This is a genomic window from Rhizobium sp. CG4, from assembly GCF_023701965.1.
Classification (GTDB): domain Bacteria; phylum Pseudomonadota; class Alphaproteobacteria; order Rhizobiales; family Rhizobiaceae; genus Agrobacterium.
In genome coordinates this window covers 920,329-935,869 of the sequence record NZ_JABAEG010000002.1, presented here as the reverse complement: position 1 = coordinate 935,869, position 15,541 = coordinate 920,329, and the positions used below count along the sequence as shown (strand labels likewise).

General features: G+C 54.9%; 18 protein-coding genes. 11 read left to right on the top strand and 7 right to left on the bottom strand.

All coding sequences use genetic code 11. From position 1 onward, the window contains the following. Window positions 1-17: 17 nt before the first annotated feature. The gene (locus HGO37_RS09680; RefSeq protein ID WP_250983124.1) at window positions 18-677 is read right to left on the bottom strand and encodes a glutathione S-transferase family protein; all 660 of its coding nucleotides are present in this window, start codon (window positions 675-677) and stop codon (window positions 18-20) included. A gap of 429 nt (window positions 678-1,106) precedes the next feature. Between HGO37_RS09680 and HGO37_RS09675 the strand changes: the two genes are divergently transcribed. The 4 genes from HGO37_RS09675 (at window position 1,107) to HGO37_RS09660 (ending at window position 4,825) form a co-directional block, all read left to right on the top strand. Then, on the top strand, window positions 1,107-2,546 hold the full coding sequence (locus HGO37_RS09675; RefSeq protein WP_250983123.1) for a diguanylate cyclase domain-containing protein: 1,440 nt from the start codon (window positions 1,107-1,109) through the stop codon (window positions 2,544-2,546). Between the two features lie 227 nt (window positions 2,547-2,773). Then, window positions 2,774-2,986 (top strand): hypothetical protein, encoded by a 213-nt coding sequence (locus HGO37_RS09670; protein WP_250983122.1) that lies wholly within the window; start codon window positions 2,774-2,776, stop codon window positions 2,984-2,986. 98 nt (window positions 2,987-3,084) lie between these two features. Continuing rightward, a complete protein-coding gene (locus HGO37_RS09665) occupies window positions 3,085-3,939 on the top strand; it encodes a L,D-transpeptidase (protein ID WP_250983121.1) in 855 nt (284 codons plus the stop codon). Window positions 3,940-4,099: 160 nt separating this feature from the next. Beyond that, entirely contained in the window at window positions 4,100-4,825 is a 726-nt protein-coding gene (locus HGO37_RS09660) for a L,D-transpeptidase (protein WP_405049383.1), read from the top strand. A 57-nt stretch (window positions 4,826-4,882) separates the two neighbouring features. Here the strand turns inward: HGO37_RS09660 and HGO37_RS09655 are convergent, their stop codons facing one another. Continuing rightward, window positions 4,883-5,335, bottom strand: coding sequence for a MarR family winged helix-turn-helix transcriptional regulator (locus HGO37_RS09655; protein ID WP_250983120.1), 453 nt, complete (start codon window positions 5,333-5,335; stop codon window positions 4,883-4,885). 200 nt (window positions 5,336-5,535) lie between these two features. Between HGO37_RS09655 and HGO37_RS09650 the strand changes: the two genes are divergently transcribed. Then, window positions 5,536-5,958 carry an organic hydroperoxide resistance protein gene (locus HGO37_RS09650; RefSeq protein WP_250983119.1) on the top strand — a complete coding sequence of 141 codons (423 nt, stop codon included), beginning with the start codon at window positions 5,536-5,538 and terminating at the stop codon, window positions 5,956-5,958. A gap of 68 nt (window positions 5,959-6,026) precedes the next feature. On the opposite strand, the gene HGO37_RS09645 is transcribed toward HGO37_RS09650, so the two are convergent. Continuing rightward, the gene (locus tag HGO37_RS09645) at window positions 6,027-6,476 is read right to left on the bottom strand and encodes a MarR family winged helix-turn-helix transcriptional regulator (RefSeq protein WP_250983118.1); all 450 of its coding nucleotides are present in this window, start codon (window positions 6,474-6,476) and stop codon (window positions 6,027-6,029) included. A 63-nt stretch (window positions 6,477-6,539) separates the two neighbouring features. Between HGO37_RS09645 and HGO37_RS09640 the strand changes: the two genes are divergently transcribed. The 3 genes from HGO37_RS09640 (at window position 6,540) to HGO37_RS09630 (ending at window position 8,680) form a co-directional block, all read left to right on the top strand. Continuing rightward, on the top strand, window positions 6,540-7,268 hold the full coding sequence (locus tag HGO37_RS09640; RefSeq protein ID WP_250983117.1) for a DUF899 domain-containing protein: 729 nt from the start codon (window positions 6,540-6,542) through the stop codon (window positions 7,266-7,268). A 101-nt stretch (window positions 7,269-7,369) separates the two neighbouring features. Then, window positions 7,370-7,855, top strand: a complete 486-nt coding sequence (locus HGO37_RS09635) for a DUF1579 domain-containing protein (protein ID WP_250983116.1) — start codon at window positions 7,370-7,372, stop codon at window positions 7,853-7,855. A 48-nt stretch (window positions 7,856-7,903) separates the two neighbouring features. Continuing rightward, complete coding sequence (locus HGO37_RS09630; RefSeq protein WP_250983115.1) at window positions 7,904-8,680, top strand: VOC family protein; 777 nt, start codon at window positions 7,904-7,906, stop codon at window positions 8,678-8,680. 62 nt (window positions 8,681-8,742) lie between these two features. Here HGO37_RS09630 and HGO37_RS09625 read toward each other — a convergent pair whose 3' ends face one another. Both HGO37_RS09625 and HGO37_RS09620 read right to left on the bottom strand, forming a co-directional pair. Then, entirely contained in the window at window positions 8,743-10,257 is a 1,515-nt protein-coding gene (locus tag HGO37_RS09625; RefSeq protein WP_250983114.1) for an ABC-F family ATP-binding cassette domain-containing protein, read from the bottom strand. Between the two features lie 340 nt (window positions 10,258-10,597). Next, window positions 10,598-11,494 carry a LysR family transcriptional regulator gene (locus tag HGO37_RS09620; protein ID WP_250983113.1) on the bottom strand — a complete coding sequence of 299 codons (897 nt, stop codon included), beginning with the start codon at window positions 11,492-11,494 and terminating at the stop codon, window positions 10,598-10,600. A 123-nt stretch (window positions 11,495-11,617) separates the two neighbouring features. Here HGO37_RS09620 and HGO37_RS09615 point away from each other — a divergent pair, with 123 nt between their 5' ends. Beyond that, on the top strand, window positions 11,618-12,340 hold the full coding sequence (locus HGO37_RS09615) for an SDR family oxidoreductase (protein WP_250983112.1): 723 nt from the start codon (window positions 11,618-11,620) through the stop codon (window positions 12,338-12,340). Window positions 12,341-12,358: 18 nt separating this feature from the next. Beyond that, on the top strand, window positions 12,359-12,712 hold the full coding sequence (locus HGO37_RS09610) for an Atu4866 domain-containing protein (protein WP_250983111.1): 354 nt from the start codon (window positions 12,359-12,361) through the stop codon (window positions 12,710-12,712). Window positions 12,713-12,776: 64 nt separating this feature from the next. Here the strand turns inward: HGO37_RS09610 and HGO37_RS09605 are convergent, their stop codons facing one another. Next, complete coding sequence (locus HGO37_RS09605; RefSeq protein WP_250983110.1) at window positions 12,777-14,348, bottom strand: helicase HerA-like C-terminal domain-containing protein; 1,572 nt, start codon at window positions 14,346-14,348, stop codon at window positions 12,777-12,779. 234 nt (window positions 14,349-14,582) lie between these two features. Between HGO37_RS09605 and HGO37_RS09600 the strand changes: the two genes are divergently transcribed. Then, on the top strand, window positions 14,583-14,978 hold the full coding sequence (locus tag HGO37_RS09600) for a hypothetical protein (protein ID WP_250983109.1): 396 nt from the start codon (window positions 14,583-14,585) through the stop codon (window positions 14,976-14,978). A 96-nt stretch (window positions 14,979-15,074) separates the two neighbouring features. On the opposite strand, the gene HGO37_RS09595 is transcribed toward HGO37_RS09600, so the two are convergent. Next, the gene (locus tag HGO37_RS09595; protein ID WP_250983108.1) at window positions 15,075-15,491 is read right to left on the bottom strand and encodes a winged helix-turn-helix transcriptional regulator; all 417 of its coding nucleotides are present in this window, start codon (window positions 15,489-15,491) and stop codon (window positions 15,075-15,077) included. Between the last annotated feature and the right edge of the window lie 50 nt (window positions 15,492-15,541).

The window sequence follows — 15,541 nt, the reverse complement described above, 5'->3', positions numbered from 1 at the left end:
GTTTTATCATTGGCGTGTCATGCGGCTTCAGCGCCACGTGCATCCCACATCGCCTTGAAAGCCGGGCGGGACTGGCAGCGTTCCAGCCAGGCTTTAAGTGCAGGATATGTGTCGATCAGTGCCGTATGGGCCTGCGCATAACGGACCACCTCAGCAACATTGATGTCGGCAACGGTAAAACGATCACCGATCAGGTAGTCGTGTGACGAAAGATGCTGCTCGAGAACACGCAACGGCCGTTGCAGCAGGCGGGCTGCGACATCAATCACCGCCTTGCCAGCAGCCGTTTCGGCCAGATCCTCAGCAAAGGTGGTGGATATTTTCAGTGACTGCGTTTCAATTTCGGTCGCAGCGAAGAATGACCACTGCATCACTGCGCCATCTTCGGACAGGTCTTTAGGCGCAAGCGCGCCACCATATTTGCGCGCAAGGTAAAGATTGATCGCCATCGATTCGTATAGAACTATGCCGTCATCTTCGATGCAGGGTATCGTCCCCATAGGATTGATTGTCAGAAAAGACGGGGAAAGCGTGTTCAGAGGTGCTGTGTCGGCAAGAGGGTTGTCGAGACGTCGGGCTTGAATGACCGGCACATGTTTGTAGGCGATACCAAGTTCTCCAGCCAACCAGAGAGTGCGCGTGGCGCGGGAGCGGTAAACACCGTAAATAGTCAGCATGAGGGTCCCCTGTGTGCAGTCGCGTCTCGCAACTGCGAAAGAAAGCAAATTATCTCAAAACCTTAAGGCCATGTAGGCGGCACTTTTGTGCTCTACAGCGGCCAGTTTTCGCGGTGAGCCTATTGGCGCTTTTGTCTAAACGAAAGGAAATTTAGACCGTTTATCATGAATTTTTCTGAACCTGCTATCCGGATCAGATTGCTACCTTTTCCGTTAATTTGTAATATTTTCTAACAAATCGGTTGCATGGTTGGTTTTTCCGGGAATCTTTAATCAAGCATAAGCAAATATTCGCTATGTCCTATAGAATAACGACGCAGATCAAATGAATTACCTGTTTTAAACGTGCATTTGAGGATGCGCAGAAAAATTTAAGGCAAGTTTGGATGGGTATTTCCTGAAACAGGCCGTGAAGAGATGGCGAAGCCCATGACAAAAGTTGTTGATGTATCTTTTCTCAGGAGTAACGGCGGCTTTACCGAAGCAGATCAACTTCTTGGCTTGGTCAATCTTTTGCCTGACATGGTGTTTGTCAAGGATGCCGCAGGTCGATTTATCTTTGCCAATGCAGCACTTCGCAAGTATCTCGGGCTGAGGTCTGACGAACCGCTGAACGATTTTCACGAAAGTCATTTCCTGCCCGAAAAGTCAGTCAGCAATATTCTTAGCGCCGAAGCTCGAATTCTGGAGACAGGCGAGTCGACTTCCGACGTGGAAGAGTGCTTTTCTTTTAGCGGCAGGCCTGTTTGTTGGCTTTCGACGACGAAAATTCCACTGCGAGACGAGCAGGGTCGCATCAACGGTCTGGTTGCCATTTGGCGCGACATTACCGAAAATAAAAGACAGGATACGATACGACGCGGCAGTGCAGCATTGTTCGAATTGATAGCGCGCAATCAGCCGCTGGACATGATCCTGCATGCACTGACTTTGCTGGTCGAGAGCATGGTTGAGGGCATTTGCGCGTCGGTTTTGCTATTTGATCAGGAAACCGGAAAGCTGCGTCACGGTGCTGCCCCCAGTTTGCCGGAAGCCTATTGCCGCGTGATCGATGGAATTACATTCGGCCCGAAGGTTGGTTCTTGCGGGACGGCTGCCTGGCGTAGTGAGCCGGTTATCGTCGAAGACATAGAAAATAGTCCGCTATGGGAGGACTATGTCGATATCGCAAGGCCGTTTAAGCTTCGCTCATGCTGGTCTACGCCGATCATGAACGCCAACAGGCAGGTGCTCGGCACCTTTGCGCTTTATTCCGGTGAGGTGCGCAAACCTTCCGCTCACGAAAAAGAGCTGATCGATATGGCGACCAGCATTGCCAGTATCGCGATTGATCGTTGGCACAATGAAGAGCGGGTGCGTTTCATGGCGCATCATGACCCGTTAACAGGCCTGTCCAACCGCACGCTGTTCTGGACGCAGTTCAATCGTGCGCTGCACGAGGCCAAGCGCGAGAACCGCATGGTGGCAATCACCTATCTCGATCTCGATGACTTCAAGCAGGTGAACGATCTGTTTGGCCACGCCGCCGGTGATGAGGTGCTGTGCAGGGTGGCGGACCGGCTCGTCTCCTGCATCCGTGCTGCCGATATTGCCGTACGTCTTGGCGGAGATGAGTTTGCGCTGGTGTTCAGCAATCCCAAGCATGATGAAGAGGGCGTGCGTCGACGTCTCGCGCAGATCAGGGAAAAGGTCGGCATGCCGATTGATGTTGAGAGCGCTCGACTCAAAGTCGATTGTTCGATCGGCGTTGCGTTTTACCCCGGCGATGGCCAAACGGCCGAAGACCTGCTCGCCGCAGCCGATGCCGATATGTACCGTGCCAAGAAGGCAGGTCGTAACCGATTGACGGTGGTGCAGGTCGAAGAATGATCTGCAAAAACGGACTTCAACGGTAAATCGCAGCCTGCGGCATTATGTGTCAGTCGCATGTGCAGTTTTCTCGCCATTGATTTTGTTGATGTATTTTTGATTTTGAGTCCGGGCGGAATGCTTGGACTGCGCGCGCATTTGATCTCGCTCAAATTCAGACAAAGCCGCCAGGCCTATAGTTTTCGTAAAGCATATCATTCGCTTTAGAGCTTTACGGAGATAATAAAATGTCACGCACAGATGCCGTAATCGATGCTTTCGCAGGTCCGGTTCTGGCCGGTTTCGCGATTGTTCGTCTTCTGTCTGCCCGTCATGCAGAGGCCTGGAAGCCGAGAAAAGGCTACCGCCAGATCCCGCACCACGCGCCACCGGCCGCCATTGCACAGCAGGGACCTGTCAGGCCGACAAGTCATGTGCGTTTCGCCCGTTTTGAGGGCTGACTCCCTTTGGCAAACCTGTCGTAAACGCTGATCACACCAGCTTCGCGCCAGCCGAAAGGTTCATCATGAGGGCAACGATATCTGTGTGAAGCGGTTCAATGACAGACAAATTCAAGAAAACCTGCCGTCGCTCGCTGTCCGTAGCGGCCTTGATGGTTCTGCCTTTTTTGGGGGGGTGCCTGTTCGTGACGGACACCAGCCGCATGAATGCGGATGTTTTCGTGCGCGAAACGGCACCGGTGTTCCAATATAATGATGTGAACTCCAACCGACAGCCGCCACGGGAGCGTCTGCCCGGCCAATTGTCGCCGCAGCCGCCAGATCTATTCCGCACACGCTTCCATCAGCAATATGGCTTACCTGTTCCGGGCCAGCCGTTGTCTTATGGCTTGCCAGTATCCAATCCGCTACACCGCGCCATGTATGGCGTGGTCAATGATGATGGCCACACGCTTCCAGCCATTCCCTACAGCCGCATCGATCAGCGTTTCCTACGGCAGGAAGTCAGTTATCAGACGAACGAACCGCCGGGCACGATCGTTGTCGATACCAACCAACATTTCCTTTATCTGGTGCAGGATGGCGGCAAGGCCGTCCGTTATGGCGTTGGGCTTGGAAAAGACGGATACGCCTGGTCTGGCCGTGGCAAAATTCAGTGGAAGGCCAAATGGCCACGTTGGACACCACCGGATGAAATGGTTCAGCGCCAGCCTGAACTCGCTTCCGTCTCTGCCCGCAATGGCGGGATGGTGCCCGGTTTGAACAACCCGCTCGGTGCGCGTGCGCTTTACATTTTCAAGGACGGCAAGGATACGCTGTACCGCGTTCATGGAACGCCTGACTGGCAGTCCGTTGGCAAGGCAACATCATCCGGCTGCGTGCGCCTGCTCAATCAGGACGTGATCGATCTCTATGAACGCGTGCCGCAGGGTGCGCCAATTGTGGTTATTTGAGCACGGTCGCCATTTGATCGTATCGCCGTGACTGCGGTTTAAAGCACCGGTTGCTGGAATTTAGGGATGCCTTAACTAATGTGGGAATAAATCCTTGACTGCGAAATGAGTACCGCACGTCAGTATGTGATGTCCCGCTTATGAAAGAATTCCGGCCTTCATGATGAACCCCGACCAACCAGATTTTTCCAAAAGATCCTTCCTGTCTTTGCTTGGCCTGTCTTCCGCGGCCCTGCTCACGGGCTGTGCATCTTCCGGCAACTACAATCCTTCCGCAGTCGCCAACAATATATCCGGTGGCGTTCGCCAGTTTTTTGGCGGTCGTTTGAGTGACGAAGAACTGAATGTCATGTACGGCTCGATTGAGGATGGCGGTTATGTCATCCCAGCCGTGCCTTTCAGGCAGATCGACTCGCGTTTTTACCGCCAGCGGGTTGTCGACCCGACCGGCGAACGGCCCGGCACCGTGGTTGTGGATACGCGGTCGCGCTTCCTCTACCTTGTTGAGCAGGGTGGTTCGGCCATGCGCTACGGCGTTGGCATCGGCCGCCAGGGTTTTGCATGGCAGGGTGAGGGCGTTATCCAGTGGCGTCAGAAATGGCCAAAGTGGACCCCGCCAGATGAAATGGTTGCCCGTCAGCCAGAACTCGCCAAATATTCTTCCAAGAATGGCGGCATGCAGCCTGGTTTGAAGAATCCGCTTGGCGCGCGTGCGCTCTACATTTTCCAGAACGGGCAGGATACGCTTTACCGCCTGCACGGTTCTCCCGAGTGGAATTCCATTGGCAAGGCCGTTTCCTCAGGCTGTGTACGCCTGATGAACCAGGACATCATTGACCTCTATGAGCGCGTTCCCAACAAGGCGCGTATCGTCGTCTGGCAGTAATTGTCCTGATATTAATATATGATTTCAAAACGCCGTATGCAGTTCGCATGCGGCGTTTTAGTTTTGGGTGTCGTTGAGCCGTGCGCTGAGGTTCTTGAGCGTGTCGCGTATGGCTGCCAATTCGTCAAATCCGCAACCGGTTGCCTGGCCAATCGCCTGCATCACGCCAACCGCATCTTTCTTCAAGTCCCGTCCACGATCGGTCAGCGTAATCAATACCTGACGCTCGTCTTCAAGGCTGCGCTTGCGACTGATCAGCCCTGCTTGCTCAAGCCGCTTGAGGAGGGGGGAGAGGGTGCCTGAATCTAGGCCCAACATTTCGCCGAGCGCCTTGACGGTGGCGGTCTCTTTTTCCCAAAGGGCCATCATGGCAATATACTGCGGGTAAGTCAGGCCAAGCGGATCCAAAAGAGGTTTATAGGCCCGCGTAAATGCGTGGGCCGCACCGTAAAGGGCAAAGCAAATCTGATGTTCCAGTTGTAGATGCTTCTCAAGTTCATCCCTGTCCATGGCGTCTCCTGCAAATCCCTCGCGTAATGGAACAATCGGCGGGGCTGTAAGTTCCTTGGTCATGTCGCCAAAGATTATTTCTGACGTTGTTCTGCTTTTCACAGATAATATTTTTGATGGCAATGTGCAAAATTATATTGCGCGCAATTAAATTGAGTGATAGGTAATGCTTATTAAATCAACCGAAGGGAGTTAATGCCATGCCAATTCTGTACAAGACAAAAGCAAGTGCAACCGGTGGCCGCGCTGGCCGCGCCGTTTCGGAAAATGGTGTTCTGGATGTAACACTGACAGTTCCTAAAGAACTCGGCGGCGACGGCGCAACCGGGACGAACCCAGAGCAGCTTTTTGCAGCTGGCTACTCGGCCTGCTTCCTCGGCGCGCTTAAGGTTGTTGCTGGCAAGGAAAAGGTAAAGATTTCTGAAGACACCACTGTGACAGCAACCGTGGGTATTGGTCCGCGCGAGGATGGCGGTGGTTTCGGAATTGATGTTGCTCTCAGCGTCCATATTCCAGGCGTCGAGCGCGAAGTGGCTGAAAAACTGGCTGCTGCAGCACACATCGTGTGCCCATACAGCCACGCCTTGCGCACCTCGACGGAAGTGCCTGTCACTGTTGAGTAATTGCAGTAATACGAACATAAAGCCGGCGGTTCATCCCGCCGGTTTTTCATGGGTTTGTATGAAGGATGTTATCTGGAGATGTCGAGCAGGTCCTGCCGCAGACGGCTTGGGTCACCGCTGACGATACCCCGTTCAACATCCGCATGGACACTTTCCCAGATCGGAAAGGCGCTGACCAGCAGTTGCATGCCCGCTTCGGTCAACCGCAGTCTTTTTCCCCGCTTGTCTCTGGGGTCGGGCTCAATGCTGACGAGGCCTTTTTTCTGAAGAGGTTTGAGGGCGGCCGTCAGTGTGGTCCTGTCCATGGCGAGCAGTTGCGCCACTGGTCCCATCGGCGGCGGTTCCGGTCTGTTGAGCGACATCAGCAGTGAGAACTGGCCATTGGTCATGCCCAAGGGCTTCAATGCATTGTCGAAACGCCGCGCCAGCGCACGCGCTGCCCTTTGTGCGTGAAGGCAAAGGCAACTATCGCGCACTAGAAGCGTTGTTGAAAAAGGAATCGCTGTAACATTTGACATGACTAATATATGTTGATATCAACGTAAATAGTCAAGCAAAAGCTGATCGAAGGAGGATTGATCATGTCTCATGCTGTCGTTTCCCAAAAGGAATGGCTGGAAGCCCGTAAAAACCTTCTCGTGCTGGAGAAGGAAGCCACACGTGCGCGAGACCGGCTGAATGAAGCGCGACGAGAACTGCCATGGGAGAAGGTCAGCAAGGACTACATTTTCGACGCACCGTCTGGTCCCAAAAATCTTTCCGAATTGTTTGATGGCCGCAGCCAGCTCATCATCTATCATTTCATGCTGGCACCGGACTGGGAGGAGGGCTGTGTCGGCTGTTCTTTCTTCGCCGATCACGTCGATGGCTCTGTCATACACATGCAGCATGCCGATGCCACATTCGTTGCCGTGTCTCGTGCGCCACTGGCAAAGATTGAGGCCTACAAGACACGTATGGGCTGGAAGTTTCCTTGGGTCTCGGCCGGGGACAGCGATTTCAATTACGACTATCAGGCGTCTTTCCGGGATGAAGAACTTTCAGACGGAGGGATCACTTATAACTACCGCGAGATACCGCCCATGGGCGACCTCAAGGATTTGCATGGTATCAGCGTGTTTGCAAAAGACGAAAATGGCGAGGTTTTCCATACCTATTCCACCTATGCCCGCGGCTGCGAACAGACCATCGGTACTTTGATGCTGCTGGATCTGGTGCCCAAGGGACGAAACGAGGACGGCGTGATGAACTGGGTGCGACGCCACGATCAGTACGAAGATGTACCGAAGGCCGCAAGCTGCTGCCATTGAAACATCATCTGGAAAGGCTGCAACACCGCCAACCGGATCATGCGTCAACAAAAGGATTTGGAGTGCTTAACACCCTAACGTAATCTCCGGAGGAAAAGATTATGGAAAGTGCCAAGCCGCAAAAACAGCATGAGTTCCTGCAACGGATCGTGGGTGACTGGGTTATGGTGTCCACGTCAGGCCATGAAAGCTATAATCCCGATGATCCCGAGCAGGTGTTTACCGAAACTGTTAAATCCATCGGCGGTCTTTGGATCGTTGGCGAAGGCAAGGGAAAGATGCCGGATGGCAGCCCGATGACCGCGCTTATTACGGTTGGCTATGACCCTGATAAAGGTGATTTTGTCGGCACCTGGGTCGGGTCTATGATGACCAATCTCTGGGTCTACAAGGGCCGGCTGGAAGCAGACGGCAAGACACTGACGCTGGAAGCCGAAGGTCCCGCCATGGATGGCACTGGCGGCACTGCCGTTTATCACGATGTCCTGACATTGCATGACGACAATAACAGAACATTTTCCGGCAGCGTCAGGCAGCCGGATGGTAGTTTCAAACAATTCATGTCTTCTGAATTTCGCCGGAAATGACAGCGGTTACGTTTGTGCCGCTTAACATGTGACCAATGGGAGAGTGCAATGTCTGATACGCATGGCAAGTTCATCTGGTATGAACTGATGACGCCCGAACCCGAAGCTGCAGCACGGTTTTACGGTTTTGTTGTTGGATGGACGGCGGCGCCATTCGAAAATGCCGCCATGCCCTACACCATTTTCGAGACCAATGGTCGGGGTGTCGGCGGAATGATGGAGCTGACCGACGAGTTTGCGAGAAGTGGCATACCACCGAACTGGACCGGTTATGTCGCCGTCGACAATGTAGATGAGACTGTGCGCAAGATCGACGCCGAAGGCGGAAGCATCATGCGCCCTGCGGAAGACATTCCGGAAGTCGGCAGGTTCGCCGTGGTGAAAGATCCTGACGGGGCGGTTCTGTGCATCATGACGCCTCTGCCTATGGATAACCAGCCACCGGAAGCAGCTCCGGATGCGCCCGGCCATGTCGGCTGGAGCGAGCTTTTCACTGACGACGTCGAACGGGCGAGTGTCTTTTATAACAGCGTCTTTGGTTGGACGAAGGACCATGATATGGACATGGGTGAAATGGGGCCATACCGCATTTTTGCCTATAAGGGCAAAGCCATTGGCGGCATGATGAAACGCTTGCCGCAGGTTCCCGTTTGTCACTGGGGTTACTACTTCAATGTCGACGCCATCAATGAGGCCGTTACCCGTGTCAGCACCGGCGGCGGCCAAGTGATAAACGGTCCCATGGAAGTGCCCGGCGGCAGCTGGATCGTCAATTGCCTCGACCCACATGGGGCCTATTTCTCGCTGGTCGCACCACGCAAGTAAACGTAGTGCTCGCGCGTGTCAGATATGTCCCCTTTGCCCTGACCAGGCAAAGGGGACATTTTTTATCCGAAGGACGCAAAGAAAACTTCGGGGTCATCGACCTCAATCAGTTTGCGTTTTTCGATTAGCCAGAAGCGGTTGGCAACATCCCTGATAAAGCTGCGGTCATGGGATACCAGAACGCAACTGGTAGTCTTGCCGGTCAGCTCTTCGCCAAGCGTTTCTTGGCCCTCGATGTCGAGATGGTTGGTTGGTTCATCCAGCAGGTAGAAATTGGGTGCCGTCAACCGCAGCACCAGCATACTGAGCCGTGCCTTTTGCCCGCCTGACAACAGGCTCGTGGCGCGCTGTTGCATGACGATGCTGATGCCGGCCCCTGCCAGCAGGGTGTGGGCCTGCTGGTCGGAGATATCAAAACGCCGGGTTATTGCGGCAAGCGGCGTTTCCTCTGGTGACAACACATTCAGCGCCTGATCAGCGTAGCCAAGCACCAGCGACGGTGTTGCGCGGATACTGCCGGTAGCCAACGGCTGTTCAATCGCGGCCTTCAACATCCGTATCAGGCAGGATTTTCCAACACCATTGCGACCCAGCAGGACGATGCGGTCGCCCTGGCGAATGTATTGTTTGCCGGTCCTGAACAACAGCGTTCCGTCCGGTGTCGTCACGTCGGCGTCCTCAAGGCTAAGCAACACCTTGGCGTGTGTACGGCGGCTGGCCAATGCAATGTTGCCGCTCGACTGTTCGCGGTACGCAGGACGTGAAGCATCCTCCAGCTTTTCTGCGCGCTCCTTCAGTTGTTTTGTTTTGACGACAAGCAGGTCGCTGCCGGAATTGATGCCGATGTTCTTCAGCTTGGCGGCCTGCTGGCGCAGTTGCTGCGCCACCTTGATGTTGCGCTGATAGAGGCGTTCTTCCGAGGCATCCACTTCATCAAGTGCAATACGTGCCTTGCTGTAGGGCAGGGCAAAGGATTGTGAACGTTCCGGCCGAAGGAACAGGGTGCTGCGTGTTGTTGCATCCAGAAACGCCCGATCGTGGCTGGCAATGACGATTGCCGTTTCTCGGGGCAGCCCGGCCAGCCAGTTCTCAAGGACAGCTATTCGCTCCAGATCGAGGTGATTGGTCGGTTCGTCCAGCAGCAACACGTCGGGCTCGCGTATCCAGACCCTGGCCAGAAGGGCCTGTCGTTGCCAGCCGCCACTCAATTCAGAAAGTGGCCGGTCCCTCCTCTCAGCTGGTACCTCGAGCATATCCAGCAGCATGTCGACACGCCAGCTTTCCATGGTCGCCTGCTCGTCAGGCAGGCCACCGGAGACCATGTCGCGAAAAGAAAGCTTCGCCAGCGCCGGTGTTATATGCTGGGTAACATGGCCGATGGTGACGCCGCGCGCTGAGGTGAGCTGGCCTTCGGTTGTGTCTATTTCTCCTGCCATTGCCCGCAACAGGGTCGACTTGCCCCGCCCATTGGCGGCAACAAGGCCGATGCGGTCACCGGCCGAAATGCTCAGGTTAACGTGCGTAAAAAGGGGTGTGGTGAGTGTGACGCCAAGGTCACGAATATTGATCAAAGTCATTGAAATTCTCGGGTCTGCCAAGCCGGAACCCATGGGAATTACCCATGAGAATATGCTGACGGTGCCTTCGGCAACACGACAGCAAAATCCGGCGATCAAGAACGTGCAGGCACAACGCAAAGGTCGTGCTGCGTCTAACCGCTACGGTAGGCAAACCAGAGTGATATGTGTCCGGTCAGCCCCGCAAACGCATTTGCAGGGCAGAAAGGTGCGTGATCTGGCAAAAACGCCAGAAGCATGAAATGTCCATGCGAAGCCTCCTTTCAAAACCGGTTTTAGATGCCAATTCATAACACAGGCTGTTTTCTGAAACAATCAGCCGACATTGGCCACTTGGCGGTCAACTGCGCCGTGGCAGCCGGACGTGGTCAATGAAGGCCCGAAGTTTGGGTGCCAGATTACGACGGTTTGGGTAATAGAGATAAAACCCCGCAAAGCTCGGGCAATAACCATCCAGTATCGACACCAATTGCCCACGTTCGATGTATGGGCGAAATGTCTCTTCCATACCGAAGGTAATGCCAGCACCGGCACAGGCCAGCTTGATCATCAGTTGCATATCATTGGTGGTAAATTCCGGTTCCACCGCCACGGCAAATTCACGGTCTTTTTCCGCAAACTCCCATCGATAGGGGGCAACGCCGGGACGGGCACGCCAACCGATGCATCTGTGGTCGATCAGCTCTGCAGGGTGTGAGGGTAGGCCATGGCGATCTCTGTAAGCTGGTGCGCAGACCGCAAGCTGACGCTGCTCGACCGAAACAGGCACCGCGATCATGTCTTGGGCAATCAACTCACCCAGTCGTACGCCCGCATCATATTGTTCGGCAACAATGTCGAACTCCTCATCGGTCACGACAATATCCAGCTGAACCTCCGGATAGGTCTCGGCAAAACTGGCCAGCAGTGGCCCGGACAGAAAGCGTTCGGCGATCGACGACACCGCCAGCCGCAATTGCCCGCGCACCGCACCGCTGAACGACGATGTGGTGAGGGTGGCCTGTACGAGATTGGCGATTGATGGTGACACATCGGCATAAAGCTGTTGCCCTGCTTCGGTCAGGCTGACGCTGCGTGTCGTGCGCTGGACGAGCGCAATGCCCATCGTTTCCTCCAGCTTGCGAATGGTCTGGCTGACCGCCGAGCGCGTGACACCAAGACGGTCGGCTGCGGCGCGGAAATTACGCTCCTCGGCGACCAGGCAAAAAGCTGACAATGCATTGAGATCGATATTCATTGGTTAGAAAATCTACCTACTGAGTTCACGATTGAGGCGGTTATCACGACAATGCCTGTGAATTATCTTCCTTGCAACAGCAGAGGCCGGAAAGGTCGGGCTGGCAAACCAAGGAGATGAAACATGGCAATGAACAAAGTCGTTCTCATTACAGGCGCATCCAGTGGTATCGGTGCAGGCATTGCACGCGAACTTGCTGCCGCTGGCGCAAAGCTGGTTCTGGGTGCTCGTCGCATGGATCGCTTGGAGGCATTGGCAGACGAGTTACGTCTGGCTGGTGCCGATGTGGTCGCCCATCCGTTGAATGTGACACACCGGGAAAGCGTCGCAGACTTCGTCGAGGCTGGTCGTAAGGCTTTCGGACAGGTCGACGTTATCGTCAATAATGCCGGTATCATGCCCTTGTCGCTGATGTCGTCGCTGAAGGTTGCCGAGTGGGACCGCATGATCGACGTCAACATCAAGGGTGTGCTCTACGGTGTTGCAGCCGTCCTGCCGGAAATGATCAACCGTAAGTCCGGTCAGATCATCAACATCGCCTCAATCGGTGCACTTGCAGTGTCTCCGACGGCAGCGGTCTATTGTGCGACCAAATTTGCGGTACGCGCCATTTCCGATGGTCTGCGCCAGGAGCACAAGGATATCAGGGTGACCTGCATCCATCCCGGCGTGGTGGAAAGCGAACTGGCCGACACCATCACCGATCCGGCAGCCGCCGAACTGATGAAAACCTACCGCGCCATTGCGTTGAAGCCGGATGCCATTGGCCGCGCCGTGCGGTTTGCCATCGAACAACCTGATGGCGTTGACGTTAATGAAATCGTCGTGCGCCCGACGGCTGCGTGACGCGAGGAGGTCCAGCAAATGAAAATGGTTTCAACATCAATTGCGATGGCGCTCGCATCTGTCGTTGCAGATGCCGGCCCGTCCAGAGCGAACTCCATGATGAAAACAGAAAACACCGAGCAGACATCGCAAGCGGTTACAAATCCTTACATTGGCATGTGGGTGACGGGCGACGGTCAGATCCGCCAGGAACTGTTGGCAAACGGCCGCTATGACGAAGCGCGCGGCCAACGCAAAAGCGCCTATCAGGGGCGTTATGAAGTCACCGGCAATCATATCGATTATTGGGATGACACCGGCTTTACTGCGGACGGCAAGTTTGTTGACGATGTGCTCTATCATGGCGGCATGATTTTTTACCGCGAGAAATAAGCCGTCGCCAGAACGTCAATAGATGCCACCGCCCGTGCCTTTTTGGCCGGGCGGTGGCATAATTCTATCGCTTCAGGCTTCCGAGAATGCCGCGCACAATCGCCCGACCGACCGATGTCGCGACCGAACGGGCGGCACTTTTCATTGCGGCTTCAATCACCGTCTCGCGCTGGTAACCACCGGTACGGCGTGGCGCAGAACCGCTCGAACCGGTTGTTGAGGCTTCTTTCGGTGCATCGCCAAATCCAGGCAGGGTCCAGCGCCCTGCAGCGCTGTCCGGCTGCGCGGACTGCTCTTCGGCGGCACGCTTGGCGGCTTCGGCCTCAGCTGCTTTTTGAGCGCGGGCAGTCAGAATTTCAAACGCGGATTCACGGTCGAGGTCGGTGTCGTACTGTCCGGCAACCGGGCTGACATTCATCACGCTTTTGCGTTCCGCATCGGTCAAAGGACCGGCGCGACCAGAGGGTGGGCGAATGAGCGTGCGTTCCACGATTGAAGGCGCACCCTTCTCCTGCAGGGTGGAAACCAGCGCCTCACCGGTGCCGAGCGTGGTGATGACCTCCGCCGTGTTGAAGGCAGGGTTTTGGCGGAAGGTGTCGGCAGCGGTCTTGACCGCCTTCTGTTCGCGTGGGGTATAGGCGCGCAAGGCATGCTGCACACGGTTACCAAGCTGCGCCAATACTGTCTCTGGCACATCGAGCGGGTTCTGGGTCACGAAGTAGACGCCAACGCCTTTGGAGCGGATCAGGCGGACAACCTGTTCCACGCGCTCGATCAGCACCTTTGGTGCGTCGTTGAACAGCAGGTGCGCTTCGTCGAAGAAGAAGACCAGTTTTGGTTTGTCCGGATCACCCACTTCAGGCAGTTCTTCAAACAGTTCTGACAGCAGCCACAACAGGAAGGTGCCGTAAAGGCGTGGGTTCATCATCAGCTTTTCAGCCGACAGAACGGAAACAGCGCCACGTCCATCATTGGTAACACGCATGATGTCGCTGATTTTCAGGGCAGGCTCACCGAAGAAATGTTCGGCACCCTGTTGCTCCAGCACCAGCAGACCACGCTGCAACGAACCGACCGATGACTTGGAAATCAGGCCAAACTGGCCGGAAAGCTCGGAGGCATTTTCCGCCATGTAGTTGAGCAGGGATTGCAGGTCTTTCAGGTCGAGAAGCGGCAGGCCACCCTTGTCGGCAATCTTGAAGGCAATGTTAAGCACGCCTTCCTGCGCCTCCGAGGCGTCCATCAACCGGGCCAGCAGCAGCGGTCCCATTTCAGCGATAGTTGCGCGCACCCGGTGGCCTTTTTCACCATAGAGATCCCAGAAAATGACCGGGAATTCCTGGAAAGCGAAATCAGAAAAACCGATCTGTTCGGCGCGTTTGCTGACCCAGTCTTTTGCCTCGCCAATGGCGGCAATGCCGGAGAGGTCGCCTTTGATATCGGCGCAGAATACCGGCACGCCGGCATTGGAAAAGCTTTCTGCCAGAACCTGCAAAGTCACGGTTTTACCGGTACCGGTCGCACCGGTAATCAAGCCGTGCCTGTTGCCAAATTTAAGCTCCAGATATTCGCCCTTGTTGAGAGTGTCGTCCGGATTGCGGCTTGTGCCGATGTAGAGTTTTCCATCCTGCAACATGTGGGCATCTCTCCTGTTAGGCGTCTGACTGTAAACTGGTACACTCGCAAAAACACGAGGCACGCTTCGTTGTTTATCAATCTATTGCAATGTTCTTGTAAGGCTGCAAGCAATGTCCAACAACAAGTTGCCGTGTGCCATGCTAATCACTGCATAGTTTGCCACAGTGGCTTGAGTCGGCAAGATATTTGTTTTACCTTGACGTTAACGTCAAAATAATCAGGAGGTGACGATATGAACCAACTCGTAACGCAGGTGGCCGACAAGGTCGGTATCAGCCCGGAGGTGGCTGAAAAGGCCGTTGGCATGATGCTGGGTTTTCTGCAGCGCGAAGCCGATGACGGTGCAATCGCCCGCATGATCGAAGCTATTCCCGGTGCGACCGAGCTGGTTGCGCGCTTTAACGGTGAAGGCGCCGGTGGCGGCGGCGGTCTGCTGGGTGGCTTGATGAGCGCCATCGGTGGTGGCGGCATCATGGGGCTTGGCCAGCAGTTGATGAGCCAGGGCCTTGGCATGGGCGAGATTACCGCTCTTGCAAAGGAAACCATCGCAGTTGCCCGCCAGCACGCTGGTGATGAAGTTGTCGATCAGGTTATCGCCTCGGTTCCAGGACTCAGCCAGTTCACCTGATCAGAAATTGATCGCCTGAAGTTTCAAAGGGTGCATCTGCGGTTCGAACGCAGATGCACCTTTTTTTTGGAGGCTGGTCAAGGGACAGGGCAGGGCTCAGCCGGACGCTGCAGCAAAATTGCGCCGCGCCTTTTCAATTTCGGCATGATGGGTTTCCGCCCAGATCCATACTCCGCAAAATGCACCGCCCAGACTGCGGCCAAGATTGGTCAGGCTATAATCGACATGCGGTGGAATAACTGGATGCACGGTGCGTTTCACCAGCCCGTCACTCTCCATCTGCCGAAGTGTCTTGGTCAGCATCTTCTGGCTGATGCCGCCCACCAACTTGCCCAGTTGTGTAAACCGCACGGTGCCGTGTTCTTCCAGAACCTCCAGAATGAGCATCGTCCATTTGTCTGCCACCTTGGCGATGATGTCCTGCACCAGCGCTTCAATCACTGGGTCAACATTATCAGGTATCTCATCATGCAGGCGTTTTTCGATGATTGGATCGACGGAATGCCTTTTCATGCAGACACTCTCCTTTTGGTAAGTATAAATCTTTTGGGTGCCTTCTTTCG